Annotated in this window: 15 protein-coding genes; 14 read left to right on the top strand and 1 reads right to left on the bottom strand. The window is 58.7% G+C overall.

Annotation, left to right across the window (positions count from 1 at the left end; genetic code table 11):
• Positions 1 to 91 precede the first annotated feature (91 nt).
• The 12 genes from ACFER_RS08165 (at position 92) to dusB (ending at position 14261) form a co-directional block, all read left to right on the top strand.
• Positions 92 to 1384, top strand: coding sequence for an amidohydrolase (locus tag ACFER_RS08165; protein ID WP_227898275.1), 1293 nt, complete (start codon positions 92 to 94; stop codon positions 1382 to 1384).
• Positions 1377 to 2177 (top strand): DUF3100 domain-containing protein, encoded by an 801-nt coding sequence (locus ACFER_RS08160; protein ID WP_012938943.1) that lies wholly within the window; start codon positions 1377 to 1379, stop codon positions 2175 to 2177. Before ACFER_RS08165 ends, ACFER_RS08160 begins: the two co-directional genes overlap by 8 nt.
• Positions 2174 to 2629: a hypothetical protein gene (locus ACFER_RS08155; protein WP_012938942.1), complete on the top strand. Its 456-nt coding sequence runs from the start codon at positions 2174 to 2176 to the stop codon at positions 2627 to 2629. Before ACFER_RS08160 ends, ACFER_RS08155 begins: the two co-directional genes overlap by 4 nt.
• Before the next feature lie 351 nt (positions 2630 to 2980).
• Positions 2981 to 5791 (top strand): heavy metal translocating P-type ATPase, encoded by a 2811-nt coding sequence (locus ACFER_RS08150; RefSeq protein WP_012938941.1) that lies wholly within the window; start codon positions 2981 to 2983, stop codon positions 5789 to 5791.
• A gap of 188 nt (positions 5792 to 5979) precedes the next feature.
• A complete protein-coding gene (locus tag ACFER_RS08145; RefSeq protein WP_012938940.1) occupies positions 5980 to 6468 on the top strand; it encodes a S1 RNA-binding domain-containing protein in 489 nt (162 codons plus the stop codon).
• Positions 6469 to 6522: 54 nt separating this feature from the next.
• Complete coding sequence (tilS, locus tag ACFER_RS08140) at positions 6523 to 7575, top strand: tRNA lysidine(34) synthetase TilS (protein WP_012938939.1); 1053 nt, start codon at positions 6523 to 6525, stop codon at positions 7573 to 7575.
• Positions 7559 to 8098, top strand: a complete 540-nt coding sequence (gene hpt / locus ACFER_RS08135) for a hypoxanthine phosphoribosyltransferase (protein WP_012938938.1) — start codon at positions 7559 to 7561, stop codon at positions 8096 to 8098. The genes tilS and hpt overlap by 17 nt, the downstream gene beginning before the upstream one ends.
• Before the next feature lie 54 nt (positions 8099 to 8152).
• Positions 8153 to 10090 (top strand): ATP-dependent zinc metalloprotease FtsH, encoded by a 1938-nt coding sequence (ftsH, locus tag ACFER_RS08130; protein ID WP_012938937.1) that lies wholly within the window; start codon positions 8153 to 8155, stop codon positions 10088 to 10090.
• 270 nt (positions 10091 to 10360) lie between these two features.
• Positions 10361 to 11356, top strand: a complete 996-nt coding sequence (locus tag ACFER_RS08125; protein WP_012938936.1) for a biotin--[acetyl-CoA-carboxylase] ligase — start codon at positions 10361 to 10363, stop codon at positions 11354 to 11356.
• Positions 11353 to 11913 (top strand): biotin transporter BioY, encoded by a 561-nt coding sequence (locus tag ACFER_RS08120; protein WP_012938935.1) that lies wholly within the window; start codon positions 11353 to 11355, stop codon positions 11911 to 11913. Before ACFER_RS08125 ends, ACFER_RS08120 begins: the two co-directional genes overlap by 4 nt.
• Positions 11914 to 12130: 217 nt before the next feature.
• On the top strand, positions 12131 to 12901 hold the full coding sequence (locus ACFER_RS08115; RefSeq protein ID WP_012938934.1) for a type III pantothenate kinase: 771 nt from the start codon (positions 12131 to 12133) through the stop codon (positions 12899 to 12901).
• A gap of 364 nt (positions 12902 to 13265) precedes the next feature.
• On the top strand, positions 13266 to 14261 hold the full coding sequence (dusB, locus tag ACFER_RS08110; RefSeq protein ID WP_012938933.1) for a tRNA dihydrouridine synthase DusB: 996 nt from the start codon (positions 13266 to 13268) through the stop codon (positions 14259 to 14261).
• 60 nt (positions 14262 to 14321) lie between these two features.
• On the opposite strand, the gene ACFER_RS08105 is transcribed toward dusB, so the two are convergent.
• Complete coding sequence (locus tag ACFER_RS08105) at positions 14322 to 15719, bottom strand: serine hydrolase domain-containing protein (protein ID WP_012938932.1); 1398 nt, start codon at positions 15717 to 15719, stop codon at positions 14322 to 14324.
• A gap of 346 nt (positions 15720 to 16065) precedes the next feature.
• Here ACFER_RS08105 and pepV point away from each other — a divergent pair, with 346 nt between their 5' ends.
• Positions 16066 to 17445: a dipeptidase PepV gene (gene pepV / locus ACFER_RS08100; RefSeq protein WP_012938931.1), complete on the top strand. Its 1380-nt coding sequence runs from the start codon at positions 16066 to 16068 to the stop codon at positions 17443 to 17445.
• A gap of 87 nt (positions 17446 to 17532) precedes the next feature.
• Entirely contained in the window at positions 17533 to 18627 is a 1095-nt protein-coding gene (locus ACFER_RS08095; protein ID WP_012938930.1) for a dipeptide epimerase, read from the top strand.
• Positions 18628 to 18630 lie beyond the last annotated feature (3 nt).

Below are 18630 nucleotides of genomic sequence, written 5' to 3'. Positions count from 1 at the left end.
AGAATGAGAGTATTATAAGTGCGTACAATAATTTTTCATTAGGGGAGTGGAGATTACGGATACGAAAACAATGAAGGAAAAAGTGTTCAGGATGATTGATGATTCTGCCCAGGAGCTCCAGGCCTATGCTGCGGATGTGGCCTCGGAACCGGAATTCGGTTTCAAGGAATTCAAAACATCTGCCAAACTGGCGGCCCAGTTCGACAAACTGGGGATCCCCTATCGGAAAGGGATGGCCATCACCGCCGTCAAAGGGGTACTGAAAGGGGGCAAGCCCGGTCCCACCATCGCCATTTTGGGGGAACTGGATGCCATCGGCTGTCCGGAACATCCCAAAGCGGATCCGGATACCGGGGCCGCCCATGCCTGCGGCCATCACATGCAGCAGTCCTCCATGCTGGCAGCGGCCTACGGACTGGCCAAAACCGGGGTCATGAAGGACCTGTGCGGGAACGTGGTGTTCTTCGGGGTGCCGGCGGAGGAATATGTCCAGATCGCCTACCGGAAAAAACTCCGGAAGGAAGGGAAGCTCCATTTCCTCCACGGGAAAGGAGAACTGATCTACGAAGGGGAATTCGATGACATCGACATGGCCATGATGATCCATTCCCAGAAACGGACCCCCGGACCGGTGGTGGCCATCGGCACCAGCAGCAACGGATTCATCGGCAAGACCATCCAGTATGTGGGGAAGGCCGCCCATGCCGCCGATGCGCCGGACCAGGGCATCAACGCCCTGAATGCCGCCATGCTGGGGATCATGGGTATCAATGCCCTGCGGGAAACCTTCCGGGATGACGATGCCATCCGGGTCCATCCCATCATCACCAAGGGCGGGGATCTGGTGAACAATGTGCCTGACGATGTGCGGATCGAAACCTATGTGCGGGCCAAGACCATGGACGCCATCGACCGGACCAACGCCAAGGTGGATGCGGCCCTCCGGGCCGGGGGCGCGGCCATCGGAGCCAAGGTGAACATCGATACCCTGCCTGGCCAGCTGCCGCTCATCTGCAACCAGGAAATGAACGAGCTGTTCGTCCACAATGCCCAGGAAGCCTTCCCGGCGGTGGAAATCACCAATGCCGGTCATTTCAGCGCTTCCACGGACATGGGGGATGTGTCCCACCTGATGCCGGCCATCCATCCCTTCATCGGTGGGGTGGACGGACTGCTCCACGGACCGGATTTCAAGGTGGTGGACTTCAAGGCGGCGGCTCTGCTGCCGGGCAAGGCCTTTGCCGGCATGGTCATCGACCTGCTGAGCGACGATGCCAAAGAGGCCAGAAAGATCCTGGCGGCTTTCAAGCCGGCGCTCACCAGGGAACAGTACATTGCCAAACTGGACGGCTATTTCAGTGAGGAGGAACCCGACCATGATTAACTGGAGACTGCATATTACGGCCCTGGCCCTGGTGGTCATCGCCGAACTGATCGGCATCAAATCCTTCAGCCTGGGGCCCGGGAAAGTGGTTTTCGTCCCCATGCTTTATGCCCTGATCCTGGGGATTTTGACCACCCCCCACTTCTTCAAACTGACCAAACAGAAAGACATGGAAGACGCCGGATCCCTGGTGGGGATTACCCTGATGCTGCTGATGGCCCGGTACGGCACCCTGGTGGGGCCCACCCTGCCGAAGATCATCAGCGCCAGCCCGGCCCTGATCCTCCAGGAATTCGGGAACCTGGGTACGGTATTTTTGGGCGTGCCCCTGGCGGTGGCTTTCGGTCTGAAACGGGAAACCATCGGGGCGGCCCATTCCATCGCCCGGGAACCCAACGTGGCCCTGATCGGTGAAAAGTACGGCCTGGATACGCCGGAAGGCCGGGGGGTCATGAGCGTATACATCGCCGGTACCGTCTGCGGCACCATTTTCTTCGGAATCATGGCCTCCTTCCTGGCGGCCCTAAAGATCTTCCATCCCTATTCCCTGGCCATGGCTTCCGGGGTGGGGAGCGCCAGCATGATGTCCGCTTCCCTGGGGACCCTGACGGTGATGTATCCGGAAATGGCGGACCAGCTGGCGGCTTTCGCCACGGCCTCCAACATGCTGTCCGGTCTGGACGGGGTGTACATGGCCGTGTTTTTGGCCCTGCCCCTGACGGAATGGCTCTACAAGAAATGCTGCATCATTAAATACGGCCATGTGCTGACCAAGGAGGAGGAAGGAAAATGAGATCGTTTACCCTGCCTGAAACTACACTGGTGCTGCTCATCACCGCCGTCCTGTCCCTGGTGGCCAATGCCCTGTCCAGCAACATCCCGTTTCTGGATGCGGTGCCCGGCATGGTGATTCTGATTGTCATTTCCCTGGCCGGGATCGTGGCCGCCCGGGTGCTCCCCGGCGGGATCCCTGCAGTGGCCTACATCACCACCTTGGGCTGCATCCTGACCTATCCCGGGTTCCCCGGTTCGGAAATCGTCAATATGTATATGAAGAAAGTGGGATTCCTGTCCCTGTGCACCCCGATCCTGGCCTATGCAGGGATTTCCATCGGCAAGGACATGGACGCCTTCAAGAAAACAGGCTGGCGGATCGTGGTCCTGGCCTGCGTGATCTTCGTAGGGACCTACCTGGGTTCCGCCATCATCGCCGAAGTGATCCTGAAAGCGCTGGGGCAGATTTAAGAGCCCGGTCAGCTGTCAACTGTCAGCGGCCGAATGAAAAATTTGCAGGCAAATTTTTGCTGTGTAAACTGAATCCGTAGGGGCCGCATGCCGGGCGGCCCGCCAAATCAGCAGTTGACCATGTGGCTTGCGGGGCGCCGGGCCTGTGCCCCCTACGGTTTATGCTGTTTCAAAATCAATTTGCAAAAATTGATTTCCATCGGCTGCTGACCGCTGACCGTTGACAGCTGACAAAGGGAGGGCACAGAATGTGCCCCCCTTTTTTTCTCTTGACAAACCTACCCCAAGGGGGTATGATATGACCATAAAGAATGGATACCCTGGTAGGGTATTGGAAAGAGAGGATCGGTTATGAAACAATATATCGTCACCGGCATGACCTGCGCTTCCTGCCAGGCTCATGTGGAAAAAGCGGTGGCCGGGGTTCCCGGTGTCACCGGTGTGTCGGTTTCCCTGCTCACCAACAGCATGGGGGTGGAAGGGACGGCATCGGATCAGGCCATCATCAAGGCCGTGGAGGATGCGGGCTACGGCGCTTCCGTGAAAGGGGCCGCCCAGGCCAGACAGGGACTGGCGGAAAAACTGGCCGCTGATGAAGAAGCCCTGAAGGACCATGAAACGCCCCGGCTCCGCCGGCGTCTGCTCAGCTCCCTGGGCTTCCTGTTCGTGCTCATGTATCTCACCATGGGCCACAATATGCTGGACTGGCCGGTGCCGGCCCTGCTGGACGGGAACCATCTGGGGCTGATGCTCACCCAGCTGCTCCTGGCCCTGATCGTCATGGCCATCAACCGGGATTTCTACACCAGCGGATTCAAGACTCTGTTCCACGGGGCTCCCAACATGGATACCCTGGTGGCCCTGGGGTCTTCCGTTTCCTTCCTGTGGAGCCTGGCGGTGTTCTATGAAATCACCTATCTTACCGTTCATGGGACGCCTTTCGCCGAACTCCATCAACTGTATATGCACGACCTGTATTTTGAAACGGCAGCCATGATCCCTTCCCTGATCACCCTGGGGAAGATGCTGGAAGCCATGAGCAAGGGCCGGACCACTGATGCCCTGAAAGGGCTCATGAAACTGGCTCCCAAAACCGCCGTGCTGATCCGGGACGGGAAGGAAGTCACCGTTTCCATCGATGATGTGCAGAAAGGGGATATCTTCGCCGTCCGTCCCGGGGAAAACATCCCGGTGGACGGGGTGGTGGTGAAAGGGAATTCCGCCGTCAATGAAAGCGCCCTCACCGGGGAAAGCCTGCCGGTGGACAAGAAGCCCGGGGACAAGGTCTCTACCGCCACCATCAACCAGTCCGGGTATCTGGAATGTGAAGCCACCCGGGTAGGAGAAGACACCACCCTGAGCCAGATCATCAAACTGGTCAGCGATGCGGCGGCCACCAAGGCCCCCATTGCCCGGATCGCGGATAAAGTGTCCGCCGTGTTCGTACCCGCCATCATCACCATTGCGGTGGTCACCACCCTGGGCTGGCTCCTGGCCGGGGCACCTCTGGGGTCCGCCATCGCCCGGGGCATCGCCGTACTGGTCATCGCATGCCCCTGCGCCCTGGGGCTGGCTACGCCGGTGGCCATCATGGTGGGCAGCGGAGTGGGCGCCAAGAACGGCATCCTGTTCAAGACCTCCTCTTCCCTGGAAAACGCCGGGAAGGTGGCGGTGGTGGCCCTGGACAAAACCGGGACCATCACCAAAGGCCAGCCCAAGGTGACGGATGTGGTGCCGGCGGAAGGGTATACCCGGGAAAGCCTGCTCCAGCTGGCCTATGACCTGGAACAGAAATCCGAACATCCTCTGGCCCGGGCTGTGGTGGAAGAAGCAGCAGCCAAAGGGCTCCAGGCGGAACCGGTGGATGATTTCCAGGCCCTGCCCGGGAACGGGCTCCAGGTGGCCCGGAACGGAGAAAAACTCATCGGGGGCAGCCTGAACTTCCTGAAGAGCCTGGGAGCTGTGGACAGTGCCCTGGAAGCCAAGGCCGGGGAACTGGCCGGACAGGGAAAGACTCCCCTGGTGTTTGCCAAAGACGGAAAACTGGCCGGGATGATCGCCGTGGCGGACGTGATCAAGGAAGATTCCGCCAAAGCCATCAAAGAACTCCAGAACATGGGGATCGAAGTGGTAATGGTCACCGGGGATAACCAGCGGACTGCAGAAGCCATCGGCCGGCAGGCCGGGGTGGACAAGGTGGTGGCCGGGGTGCTGCCGGAAGGCAAGGAAACGGTGATCCGGGAACTCCAGAAGGCCGGCGGCTTGGTGGCCATGGTGGGGGACGGCATCAATGATGCGCCGGCGCTCACCCGGGCGGACATCGGCATCGCCATCGGAGCCGGTGCCGACGTGGCCATCGATTCTGCGGATATCGTGCTGATGAACAGCCGGCTGACGGATGTGTCGGCGGCGGTGCGGCTGAGCCGGGGGACGGTGACCAACATCCACGAAAACCTGTTCTGGGCCTTCTTCTACAATGTAATCTGCATCCCTCTGGCAGCCGGCCTGTTCAGCTACAAGATGAACCCCATGGTGGGGGCGGCGGCCATGAGCATTTCCAGCTTCACCGTGTGCATGAATGCCCTGCGGCTGAACCTGTTCAAACTCCATGATGCCGGCCAGGACAAAAAGCGGAAGAATCCCGCAGCGGCTGTGGTGGAAAAAGCCGACCTGGCACCCCAGCCCGCCGGCTGTCCGGTACCGGAAGCTGCCGGCACCCAGGTGACCTATCAGGTGAAGGGCATGATGTGCGCCCACTGTGAAGGCCGGGTGAAGAAAGCTTTGGAAGGGCTGGACGGAGTGGTCAGCGCCAAAGCGGACCACACCGCCGGGACTGTGGTGGCCACGGTGTTGAAACCCCTGGACTATGCCCAGGTGCAGCAGGCAGTGGCCAAAGCCGGCTATGAAGTGACCGGAGCCACTCAGCCGGCAGCCCAGGCAGCGGAGGGCACCACTGTGACCCTGAAAGTGAAGGGCATGATGTGCGCCCACTGCGAAGGCCGGGTGAAAAAGGCCCTGGAAGGCCTGGAAGGCATCACCAGCGCCCAGCCGGATCATACTACCGGCACCGTAAAAGTGACCGAAACCCGCCAAGTACCAGAAAACGACATCAAAAGCGCCATCCTGAAGGCGGGGTACGAGTATGAGGGGATGGAGGCATAAAGATTGTCAGCGGTCAACTGTCAACGGCCGAATGATAAAATTTGCAGGCCAATTTTTTGAATGCGGCAATCGGAATCGCAAGGGCTGCCGCTTTCGCGGCAGCCCCTTTTCCCCCTTGACGAAAAATCGTTAACAACGGTATAATGGTTAACGTAATACCCACTGAAAAAGGAGGATGTCTTTGACTTATGGCTTTGGAAAAAGGCGCAGTTGTTGATGGTATTGTCACCGGGATTACGAATTTTGGTGCTTTTGTGTCATTGCCCGAAAATAAGGTTGGTCTGATTCACATTTCTGAGGTTTCCAATGTCTTCGTCAAAGATGTACATGATTTCCTCAAGGTAAAGGATAAGGTTACCGTCAAGGTGGTTTCCATTGACGACAAGGGGAAAATCGGCCTGTCCCTGAAAGCCCTGATGCCTCCTGCTCCTGCTCCGGAACGGAAACCGGCAGGGGAAAACAGACATTTTGAAAACAAGCACTTCGAAAACAAGCGGTTCGAAGGGAAGAAACGGTTCGAGAGCAAGCCGTTCCATGGCGCTCCCCGGGCCCAGGGTCCCATGAGCTTTGAAGACAAGCTTTCCCGGTTCCTGAAGGAAAGCGATGATCGGCTGCTGGATCTGAAACGGAATACGGAATCCAAACGGGGCGGCCGTGGTGCTCGCAGAGGAGATTGATGAACACAAAAGGTACTTCCTCGGAAGTACCTTTTTTAATTAGAAGGTGAAAATGTGAGTATTTTGGAAAACAGCCTGCGGCAGCTGGTGGCGGCGTCCCCTCTGTGGAAGCCGGGGACGAAGGTCATCGCCGCCTTAAGCGGCGGTGCGGATTCCCTGTGCCTGGCCGATGTGATGGCGGCACAGGGGGAAGAAGACGGAGTGGATGTGCTGGCGGTCCATGTCCAGCACCATCTCCGGGGCGAAGAAGCGGAACAGGATGCCCGGCAGGTGGAAGACTACTGCAGGAACCGGGGCCTGGCCTTCCGCCGGGTGGATGTGGATGCCCGGTCCCTGGCGGAAAAAGAGGGGCTTTCCCTGGAAGATGCGGCCCGGCGGCTGCGCTATGAAGCACTGGAAACCTGCCGGCAGGAAGCCGGTGCGGAGGCCATCTTCCTGGCCCATCATCAGGATGACCAGGCGGAAACGGTGCTGCTGAACCTGGTCCGGGGCGCCGGTACCCGGGGCCTGCGGGGCATGCTGCCGGTAAACGGGTATCTGGCCCGGCCCTTCCTGGGGATCACCCGGCGGGACACGGAAGCCTACTGTGAGGAAATGGGGCTCACCTGGTGCCAGGACAGCACCAACGAGGACCAGAGCCTGAAGCGGAACTGGGTCCGGAAGACCCTGCTGCCCCTTCTGGAAACCCAGAATCCCCAGATCCGGAAACAGCTGGCCCAGGCAGCCGCCCTGGCTGCCAGTGACGAGGCCTATCTGGAAAAACTGGCAGGCCGGTACATCGATGCCTATGGCCGGGAAGTGTTCGACACCTGGGACATCAAGGTGGAGAAAGATTTCGCCGCCCTGCCCCTGGCCCTCCAGAGCCGGGTGATCCGGATCCTGGTCCGGAACGTAGGGGGCGCAGAACTGAGTTATGACCATGTCCGGAAAATCCTGGACATGATTGCCCGGGGCGTGGGGAACAAATCCCTGGATGTCCCTGGAAATGTCCGGCTGATCTATCTCAACGGCCGGTTGATGGTGGGAAAAAATCAGCGGTCCCGGGAAGAAGAACGGGCCGCCAAGTTGGCACAAAAGGAGCGTCAGAGAAATGAACGAAAATCTTGAAAGAATCCTCATCGATGAGAAAACCCTGAAAGCCCGCATTGCAGAAATGGGCGCCCAAATCAGCCGGGATTACGCCGGAGAAGAACTGGTGGTCATCGGCCTTTTGAAAGGGGCCGCCTACTTCCTGACGGAACTGACCCAGCATATCACCGTGCCGGTACGGATCGACTTCATCAAGGCCTCTTCCTATGGTTCCGGCACCACGACTTCCGGCAAGGTGGACATTGATTATGACACTTCCCGGAACATCGCCGGGAAAAACGTCCTGCTGGTGGACGATGTAATCGACACCGGCCTGACCCTGAAAGCCGTGGGAGAACTGTTCCGGAACCGGAACCCCAAGAGCCTGAAGGTGGCCGCCATGCTGGACAAGAAGGAACGCCGTCTGGTAAAGGTGCTGCCGGATTACGCCGGGTTCGAGATCCCCGATGAATTCGTGGTGGGCTTTGGCCTGGACTATGATGAAGAATACCGGAATCTGCCCTATATCGGCATTATGAAGCGTTCCGTCTATGAAAAATAATTCCATGTCTGCCGGCCTTTTGGGGACGGATACGGACAGGAAAGGAGCCCTAGTGTGAGTAAGTTTATCCGCAATCTTGTGTTTTACCTGCTCATCGTCATCGTAGGGGTCTGGATCTATGACTATTACAATGCCTCCAGCACGCCCAAAAATGAAATGAGCTACAGCAACTTCGTCAAGGAAGTCCAACAGGACGAAGTGAAGAGCGTGACCATTGTGGACAACTCCGTAATCAAAGGAAAGCTGAAAAATGGTGCGGAATTCACCACCATCGCTCCCCGGGATGAAAAACTGGTGGACACCCTCCGGGCCCGGGACGTGGAAATCCGGGCGGAACTGCCGCCCCAGCCTTCCATGCTCAGCAACATCCTCACCTCCCTGCTGCCCATGGTGGTGATCGTGATTCTCTGGTTCTTCATGATGAACAACGCCCAGGGCGGCGGCAGCCGGGTCATGAGCTTCGGCAAAAGCAAGGCCAAGCTCTATGGGGACGGCAAGAGCCGGGTCACCTTCAAGGATGTGGCCGGGGCGGATGAAGCCAAACAGGAACTGGAAGAAGTGGTGGAATTCCTGAAGGCGCCCCAGAAATACAACCAGCTGGGAGCCAAGATCCCCAAAGGGGTGCTGCTCTACGGGCCTCCCGGCACCGGGAAGACCCTGCTGGCCAAAGCCGTGGCCGGGGAAGCGGGGGTGCCTTTCTTCAGCATCTCCGGGTCCGACTTTGTGGAAATGTTCGTGGGCGTGGGGGCTTCCCGTGTCCGGGACCTGTTCGACCAGGCCAAGAAAAACGCGCCCTGCATTGTGTTCATCGATGAAATCGATGCGGTGGGCCGGCAGAGAGGCGCCGGTCTGGGGGGCGGCCACGATGAACGGGAACAGACACTGAACCAGCTGCTGGTAGAAATGGACGGCTTTGGCGCCAACGAAGGGATCATCATGATCGCTGCCACCAACCGTCCGGACATCCTGGATCCGGCGCTTCTGCGGCCGGGCCGGTTCGACCGGCAGATTGTGGTGGACAAGCCGGATATCCGGGGACGCCGGTCCATCCTGCGGGTCCACACCAAGGGCAAACCCATGGATCCTTCTGTGGACCTGGGAGTCATTGCCCGGCAGACCCCGGGCTTTACCGGGGCTGACCTGGCCAACCTGGTGAACGAAGGGGCCCTGCTGGCTGCCCGGCACAACCAGGTGACCATCACCATGAGCGACCTGGAAGAGGCGGCGGAACGGGTGATGATGGGACCGGAACGGAAGAGCCGGGTGATCACCGACGAGGAAAAGAGACTGACGGCCTACCACGAAGGGGGACATACCCTGGTGGGCATGCTGCTGGATCATACGGATCCGGTGCACAAAGTCACCATCATCCCCCGGGGACGGGCCGGGGGCTACACCCTGAGCCTGCCTACGGAAGACCGGTATTATGCCACCCGCAGTGAAATGCTGGATCAGCTGAAAGTGCTCCTGGGGGGCCGTGTGGCGGAAGCCCTGGTGCTCCATGAAATCTCCAGCGGGGCCAGCAGCGATCTCCAGCGGGCCACGGAACTGGCCCGGCGGATGACCTGCGAATACGGCATGAGCGATGTGCTGGGGGCGGTGACCTTCGGCCACCGGCAGGAACAGGTGTTCCTGGGACGGGATATCGGCCGGCAGAATGACTACAGCGAAAAAGTGGCCGCCCAGATCGACGGGGAAATCCGCCGGTTCATTGACGAAGCCTACGAAGGCACGGTGAAGCTGCTCACCGACAACATGGACAAACTCCACCTGATTGCCAAGAATCTGATGGAACGGGAAACCCTGGAAGGCCATGAAATCGAAGAACTGCTGAAATACGGCCACATCCTGGAAAAAGGCGAAGTGCCTCCCCAGGAAGAACCTGAGAAACCGGCCGACGGCACACCGGCTCCCGTGGGCCCCCTGCCCGCAGAAGAACCGGCCGAGGCCCCGGTCATGGCACCGGTACCCAAAGAGGTGCCGGAGGGGTAAGGAGTCTGCCGCCAGGCGGCAGACTGGGTCACGGGCTTTGAGGCTCGAGTCGCGGGCTTGTTCGGTGTATTGCGAAAGCTGCTGCCTTATAATCGGATGATGGATCTTTTCTGGTGTATGGACAAGAAAAAGAAGAAAAGTTCCATCAGGGCCAGGCTCGCGACCCGCGACCCGCGACTCGAGATCCGGGGTGCTGCTTCTGCAGCACCCCTTTTTCCAGACTCTTACGTTAACATACTTTTCCCAACAGGGAACGAAAGGAAGACAGTCATGCGCAATGAAATCCTGAAGATCCTTCGTGACAAGGCTCCGGAACCGGTTTCCGGAGAGGAACTGGCCAAACAGCTGGGGATTACCCGCACGGCCATCTGGAAACACATCCAGACCCTGAAAAAAGAAGGCTACGGCATCGAGGCCTATACCAAAAAAGGCTACGCCCTGACTTCCGTTCCGGATAAACTGCTGCCTTCGGAAATCATGGCCCATCTCCATACCCGGTTCGTGGGCCGGGCCATCTGCTATGAAGAAAGCGTCACCAGTTCCAACGAGGTGCTGAAAAAACTGGCGGATAAAAATGCCGCCGACGGCACGGTCTGCGTGGCCGAGGAACAGACCGGGGGCAAGGGCCGGCTGGCCCGGGGCTGGTTCAGCCCCAAAGGGAAAGGCCTGTGGTTCTCCCTGCTGCTGAAACCCTCTTTCCTGCCTCAGGAAGCCCCCAAGATGACCCTCCTCAGTGCGGTGGCGGTGGTCCGGGCCATCCGGGAAGTGTGCCAGGTGGAAGCCCAGATCAAGTGGCCCAATGATGTACTGCTAAACGGGAAGAAACTGGTGGGGATCCTGACGGAAATGAGCGCGGAATTCGGCCACATCAATTATCTGGTGGTGGGCATCGGCATCAATGTGTGCGTGCCCCATGACATGGTGCCGGAAGAACTGCGGCCGGCGGCCATTTCCATTGCCGATGCGGTGGAAGGGAAGGTGGACCGGGTGGCCCTCCTGGCCAAGGTGCTGGATTATCTGGAATCCTATTACGACATTGCCTGCCGGGAAGGTTTCGGCCCCATCCTGGACCAGTGGCGGGACTATTCCATCACCCTGGGAAAACAGGTGAAGGTGATCGCTCCGGACAAGACCTATGTGGGCACGGCCCTGGACATTGATGAAACCGGGGCGCTCCAGGTGAAAAAGGAAGACGGCACCGTGGAAACAGTCCTGGCCGGGGACGTATCCATCCGTCCGGCCCAGGGAAAGGGGAAATACGCATGAAACGCACACGGAATATGATGGGAGCGGCCCTGTTCACCGCCCTGATGATCATGAGCTCCTATGTGACCATTCCCATTGGGCCGGTGCCTGTGACCCTCCAGACTCTCATGGCCCAGCTGGCCGGGTTCCTGCTGGGGCCGGTGTGGGGTACGGCGGCCGTACTGGTGTGGCTGATCCTGGGCTGCGTGGGGCTGCCGGTATTCAACCAGGGCCAGGCGGGCATCGTGATGCTGGCCGGCCCCACCGGGGGCTTCATCCTCAGCTTCCTGGCGGTGGCCTGGCTGGCCGGCAGGACCAGCCACAGCCGGTGGGCCGGGGACAGCCTGTGGAAGAACTTCCTGGCCCTGGCCGGAGTGACGGTGGTATGCTATATCATCGGCGCCATCGGGTTCCGGCTGAGCTTCGCCTTCTTTCTCCACAAACCCATGACCTGGGAAAAGACACTGGCTCTTTCCGTGGCCCCGTTCCTGCCCCTGGACATCGTAAAAGCCTTCGTAACCGCCTTCCTGGGCATCCGCATCCGCCGGGCTCTGAAGGCAGGGGGGATGTGGGAGTAAGGGGCTGTTGCTCCTGCAACAGCCCCTTTTCCTTGACAACTCCCCCTTTTCCTTGACAACTCCCCCTTTTCCTTGACAACTCCCCCTGTTCCCCCTATAATAAAGTCGTTTATGGACCGGACCTGAACGGACGAGAATACGGGGAATCTCATTGCGGGAGGTTCCTGCGGATTCCCAGGCCGGTCATTATTTTAGAAACCGATATGGAGGGTTCACCATGTTAATGGTAATGGATGTTGGCAACACCAACATCGTAGTTGGCGTACACGACGGCAAAAGCTGGCAGGCACACTGGAGGATTTCCAGCAGCCGGTCCCGGACTTCCGATGAATTCGGCATCATCCTGGGCAGCATGTTTGCCTACAGCGGCATGGATATGAAGGATATTGAAAACATCATCATTTCCACGGTGGTTCCTCCGCTCCTGGTGCCTCTGTGCAATATGTGCAAGCGGTTCTTCAGCATTACCCCCTTTGTGGTGACCAGCGAGATCAACACGGGACTGAAACTGGATTACGACGATCCCTCCCAGATCGGGGCGGACCGGATCGTCAATGCAGTGGCAGCCCATAACCTGTACGGGGACAAAGGGAACCTGATCATCATCGACTTCGGCACCGCCACCACCTTCTGTGCCCTGACGCCGGAAGGGGAATACCTGGGGGGCGCCATTGCCCCGGGCATCGGCATTTCCACGGAAGCCCTGTTCCAGAAAGCGGCCAAGCTGCCCCGGATCGAACTGATCAAACCCCCCAAGGCCATCTGCCGGGACACCATCCACGCCATGCGGTCCGGCGTGATCTTTGGCTTCGTGGGCCAGATGGACGGACTGATCAGCCGGATGAAAAAAGAACTGGGCGGCCAGGCCTTCGTAGTGGCCACCGGCGGTTTCGGCAAGCTCATGGCCAGCGAATCCGACCAGGTGGACGTGGTAGAACCCTTCCTGACCCTGGAAGGCCTGCGCATTCTGCATGAGATGAACCGATAAAAGCGGTCAGCGGTCATCTGTCAACGGTCAGCGGCCGAAGGAAGCCAACTTATGTTGGCTTCAAAAATAGGAAAACAGAATAACTGTTCCTGTAGATGCCAGAGTAGTAAATGGACTAAAGCAGGTGAATGGATTGCAGTATTCTTATCAATAACTTATGGAATGGCCCGTTGTCTAGAAATACGAAATAAATTGACCAAATTGGCATCCAGACTTCAATAAAACTCAATGATTGATTGATGGTCGAACAAGGAACAGATTCAAAAGCAGGAAGCAGTGAATTGCTGCTTCCTGCTTTCATTAGGCAGTTGACCGTTGACAGCTGACAATGGACCATTGACAATCAGTAAAGGAGCACTTCCACATGACAATCCAAACCAACAGCCCGCTGCACGCCATCCTTCCTACCCAGCTTCCCATCGCCCTTGCCCCTATGGCGGGGGTTACGGATCTGCCTTTCCGGGTGATCTGCCGGGAGCTGGGGGCGGATTATACGGTATCGGAGATGGTCAGCGCCAAGGCTCTCTTGTTCAAGAACCCCAAGACCTTCGCCATGCTGGAAGTGGATCCCCGGGAGCATCCGGTGGCCATCCAGCTGTTCGGCTCCGTGCCGGAAGAACTGGTCAAAGGGGCCAAAATCGTGGCGGAACACGGAGCGGACATCATCGACTTCAACATGGGGTGCCCGGTGCACAAAATCGTGGCCAACGGAGAAGGCTCCGCCCTGATGAAGGATCCGGAACGGGCCTATGCCTGCCTGGCGGCCCTGGTGGATGCGGTGGACCGGCCGGTGACGGTGAAGTTCCGGGCCGGCTGGGATGAGGACCACCGGAATGCGGTGGAAATCGCCCGCCTGGCGGAAAAGGCCGGGGTGGCGGCGGTGGCCGTCCATGGCCGCACCCGGGGCCAGTTCTACAGCGGAAAAGCGGACTGGGACATCATCCGCCAGGTGAAGGAGGCGGTATCCATCCCGGTGCTGGGGAACGGGGACGTGTTCACCGCCCAGGATGCCCTGGATCTACTGGCAGCCACCCATTGTGACGGGGTCATGATCGCCCGGGGCGCCCAGGGGAATCCCTGGATCTTCCGGGAAGTCCAGGCGGTCCTGGCCGGGAAAACTATCCCCCCGGTGACACTGGAGGAACGGTTTGCCATGGTCCGGCGCCATCTCCGGGACCTGACGGCCTTCAAGGGAGAAAAGGTGGCCATCCGGGAAATGCGCCACCACGGGGCCTGCTATTTCACCGGCCTCCCGCACAGCGCCCACTACCGGAACGCCATCAACCAGTGCCTGACCAAAGAGGCCTTTGAAGAGGTGCTGGAGGAGTATGAGGGGGAATTGATTTCCAGCGGCCGCTGACTGCTGACCGTTGACCGCTGACAAAAAAGGGAAGCTGCACACACGCAGCTTCCCTTTTTTTCAGAAAAACGCCTCGTCACAGATGGCATTCATCACATTTTCTTCCCATACATAGTTGCCGCTGAAATTCCCGGCGCTCCGGGGATCCTCGTCTTCGGCCACGGCTTCCCCGTTCATCATGTAGATGAACCCGTCCCTGGTGCCGGGGACCATGAACAGGCCGGACAGCAGGCCGTAGGCTTCGCCGGTGTGCCCCCACAGGTTCAGTTCATGCTCCTTCACCACCCGGGAGGTGCTGTTCCCTTTGATGGGGAACAGGGCCAGGCCGTAGGCTTCAATGGTGCCTCCGTAGGTGGAACCGTTCTCTTTGGCCGGGTCATAGACCCACTGGGGGGTCATCATTTCCCGCAGGGCACCGGGCCGGAGCACCTGTTTTCCTTTGTATTTCCCGTTGTTCAGGATCATCTGGAGGGCATGGCCCAGTTCGTCATAGGAAATCCGCAGGCCGCCCTGGGGGGAGAAGAAGGTGGCGTTGGTGCCGGGCTGGTAATCCTTCAGGCTGTAGAAGGCATCCAGGTCCCGGTGGTCTGGATTCTGGACCTTTACCTGGTCTTTGGGCGGCTGTTTGCCCTGATAATCGTCGATCTGGGGGATCCAGGGACCCTTTTCGTCCCATTTTCCGTTATTGTTCTTCTGATAGATCACCCCCAGGTCCCGGAAGGCGCTTTTGGACAGGTTCCCTACCGTGTAATCGGCTTTGATGTCCAGGTCTTTCAGGATGTGCTTCTTCTGGTACAGGTCAAACCGTTCCCCGGTGACTTTCTCGATGATGGTGCCCAGGAGGCCGTAGTTGATGTTGGAGTACTTGAAATATTCCCGGGGCGCCTGGCCGGCAGGGGCGAAATGGTCCCCGTTTTCATAGAATTTCCCGTCCTTCACAAAGAATTCCCGGACGGAGTATTCCGGGGGAATGGCGTAAAGCTTCCCATCCCGGAGACTGGAGGTGTGGCTCAGGAGCATCCGGACGGTAATGGGGGTATCCGGATAGTTGGGATTCCGCAGGGGGAACCCCAGGATCTCGCTTACATCCTGGTCCAGACGGATCTTCCCATCATCCACCAGCTGCATGATGGTGAACCCGGTGAACATCTTGGAAACCGAAGCGGCCCGGAAACGGGTGTCCGCTGTAACCGGCAGGTCTTTCTGGCCGGGCTTTTCCGCAAAATACCGGTGGCCGGCAAAATGGGTGTAGACTTTCTTTCCGTTTTTGTACACTTCCACCCCCAGCCCGGGCACATGGGTTCCGTCATGGCCCACCATGGCGTCCAGCCGGGTGGAAAGGTCCCTGGCTTTCTGGGGCGCCATGGCTTTTTTGGCCAGGACTCCCTGGGCGGGCAGCAGGACGGCAGCGCACAGTCCCAGGGCTGCCATCCATTGCAGATGGTGCTTCGTTTTCATAAAAAGACCTCCTTTGAACAGTTCCGGATAAGCGGCGGAAAAATCAGTCTTTTCCGTCACTGTCAGTTCCCATTATACCGGTGAACAAAATAATGGTCAACATGTATACAGCATACTTTATAATGTTAAGAAATCGGAATAATTCATTGACAGCAGCCGGGAAAATACGGTAGACTAAAGCTGTAAGACCCATGAGGAATGCTGTTTCATTTTGTGTGGGCTATGGCCAATAGCTCAGGGAGCATTGTGAGACCCAGCACGGGGGCAGAGTTGTTTTGCTGCGCCTTTGCTGGGCTTTTTTGCACCCGGACCATTCCCGGGGGAATCATCAACAGGAGGTCGTACAATGGATTTGGCAAAACTGGTAGACAGCAATCGGGAAGCAATGGTAAAGACCCTGCAGGAAGCGGTACGGATCAAGAGTGTGCAGGAACCGGCCGTTCCCGGCAAGCCTTTTGGAGAAGGTCCGGCCCGGTGCCTGGCCTATATGCTGGAAGAAGCGGAAAAAATGGGCTTCCGGACCCAGAATGTGGACAATTACATGGGCTGGTGTGAATATGGGGAAGGCCCGGAAATGGTGGCCGTCCTGGGACACCTGGACGTGGTGCCAGAAGGGGATGGCTGGACCAGGGATCCCTACAGCGGGGAAGCGGACGGAGAGAATGTCTACGGCCGGGGCACCATGGATGACAAAGGCCCCACCACCGCCGCCCTTTATGCCCTGAAGGCCCTGAAGGACAGCGGGGTGCCCCTGAAACGCCGGATCCGGATCCTGTTCGGGACCAATGAGGAAACCGGCAGCCAGGACATGAAGCATTACCTGGAAAAAGGCGGGGAAATCCCCGTGTGCGGTTTTACCCCCGATGGGGAATATCCGGTGATCAACGGGGAAAAAGGCATCATCAACGTGACCTTCGAACGGGAATACACCCAGGAGGGCGGTCTGGTGCTGAAGGAAATCAAAGGGGGATCCGCTTTTAACGTGGTGCCGGCCCTGGCTTCGGCCACCCTGCTGTGCGCACCGGCGGAAGCCACCCGGATCCTGGAACAGTACGGGGAAAAAGATCCCAAGGTCCGGTGGGAAGTGATCCCGGAAGGGCTGAAAGTCACTGCGGAAGGGGTACAGGCCCATGCGGCGTCTCCGGAAAAAGGGGAAAATGCCATTGGACGGCTCCTGGCCGCCCTGGGGGATCTGCCCTTTGCTGCTGATCTCCATCAGGCCCTGGCCTTCCTGGGGCAGAAAATCGGGACGGAAGTCCATGGGGAATCCCTGGGCATCTGCCTGGAAGATCCGGATTCCGGAAAACTGTCCTTCAACATGGGGGTTATTGCCGGAGATGAAGGGAAGCTGACCCTGAAGATCAACTACCGGTATCCGGTGACCAAAAGCTATGAAGACTGTGCACCCAGACTGGATGCCCAGTTCGGGGAGGCCGGCTTCCGGAAGGTGTCCGAAGCTCACAAGAAGGCACTGTACGTGGACCCCAAAACCGACTACATCCAGACCCTGCTCCAGGTGTACGGGGAACTGACGGAGTTCGAACCCAAGACCATCTGCATTGGCGGCGGCACCTACGCCAAGTCCATCCCCAACATCGTGGCCTTCGGCCCCATTTTCCCCGGGGATGCGGTACGGGAACATCTGCCCAATGAATACTGGGAAATCGACAAACTGGTGCTCAACGCCAAAATCTATGCGGAGGCCCTGTACCGGCTGGCGAAGTAAAAAAGGCTGTCAACGGTCAGCGGCCGATGGAAGCCTGGCTGGCTCTGAATGAAGGAAGCAGGTTGTGAAATTAAGGAGGGAATGCTGATGAAAATCACAAAAGTGCGCCTGGGTCGGATTTCCGTACCTCTTCGGGTGCCGTTCAAAACTGCTCTGCGGCAGGTCAACAGTGTGGAGGACATCATTGTGGAGATCCACACGGACAGCGGTGAGGTAGGGTTCGGGGAAGCTCCGCCCACCGGAGTCATCACCGGAGATACCACTGGTGCCATCATCGGCGCCTTCCAGGACCATATCAGCAAGACCCTGGTGGGCCGGGATGTGGACGATTTCGAGGACATCACCCGGGCAGTCCAGGACTGCATCGTGAAGAATTCCAGCGCCAAGGCGGCGGCGGACATGGCCCTGTGGGATCTGTACGGGAAGAAGTACGGGATCCCGGTGTACAAGATGCTGGGGGGAGCCCGGAACAAGATCATCACGGATATCACCATCAGCGTGAATCCTCCGGAAGAAATGGCCCGGGATGCGGTGGACGCCATCCGGCGGGGTTATGATACCCTGAAGGTGAAGGTGGGCATCGATCCCTCCCTGGATGTGGCCCGGCTGGCTGCCATCCGGCAGGCGGTGGGACCGGAGGTGCGGATCCGCATCGACGCCAACCAGGCCTGGAGCCCCAAACAGGCAGTGCGCCTGCTGAACCAGATGCAGGACAAGGGACTGGACATCGAACTGGTGGAACAGCCGGTGAAGGCCCACGATTACGAGGGCCTGAAATACGTGACGGAACGGTCCTATGTGCCGGTGCTGGCCGATGAGGCGGTGTTCTCTGTGGAGGATGCCCTGAAGATCGTCCAGATGCAGGCGGCGGATCTGATCAACATCAAGCTGATGAAATGCGGAGGGCTCACCAATGCCCTGAAGATTGCCACCCTGGCGGAAGTGTGCGGGGTGGAATGCATGATCGGCTGCATGCTGGAAGCCAAGGTCAGCGTCAATGCGGCGGTGCATCTGGCCTGCGCCCGGAAGATCATCACCCGGGTGGACCTGGATGGGCCGGTGCTGTGTTCGGAGGATCCGGTGGAAGGCGGCGCCGTGTTTAATGAAAAGGAAATCACGGTAAGCGATGTGCCGGGCCTGGGTGTCACCGGCATCCAGGGCATCCGCTATCTGGATGACTGACCG

The sequence above is a fragment of the Acidaminococcus fermentans DSM 20731 genome (genome assembly GCF_000025305.1).
Lineage (GTDB): Bacteria > Bacillota > Negativicutes > Acidaminococcales > Acidaminococcaceae > Acidaminococcus > Acidaminococcus fermentans.
The sequence above is the reverse complement of the archived record's forward strand: the minus strand, read 5'-3'. Positions and strand labels throughout refer to the sequence as shown.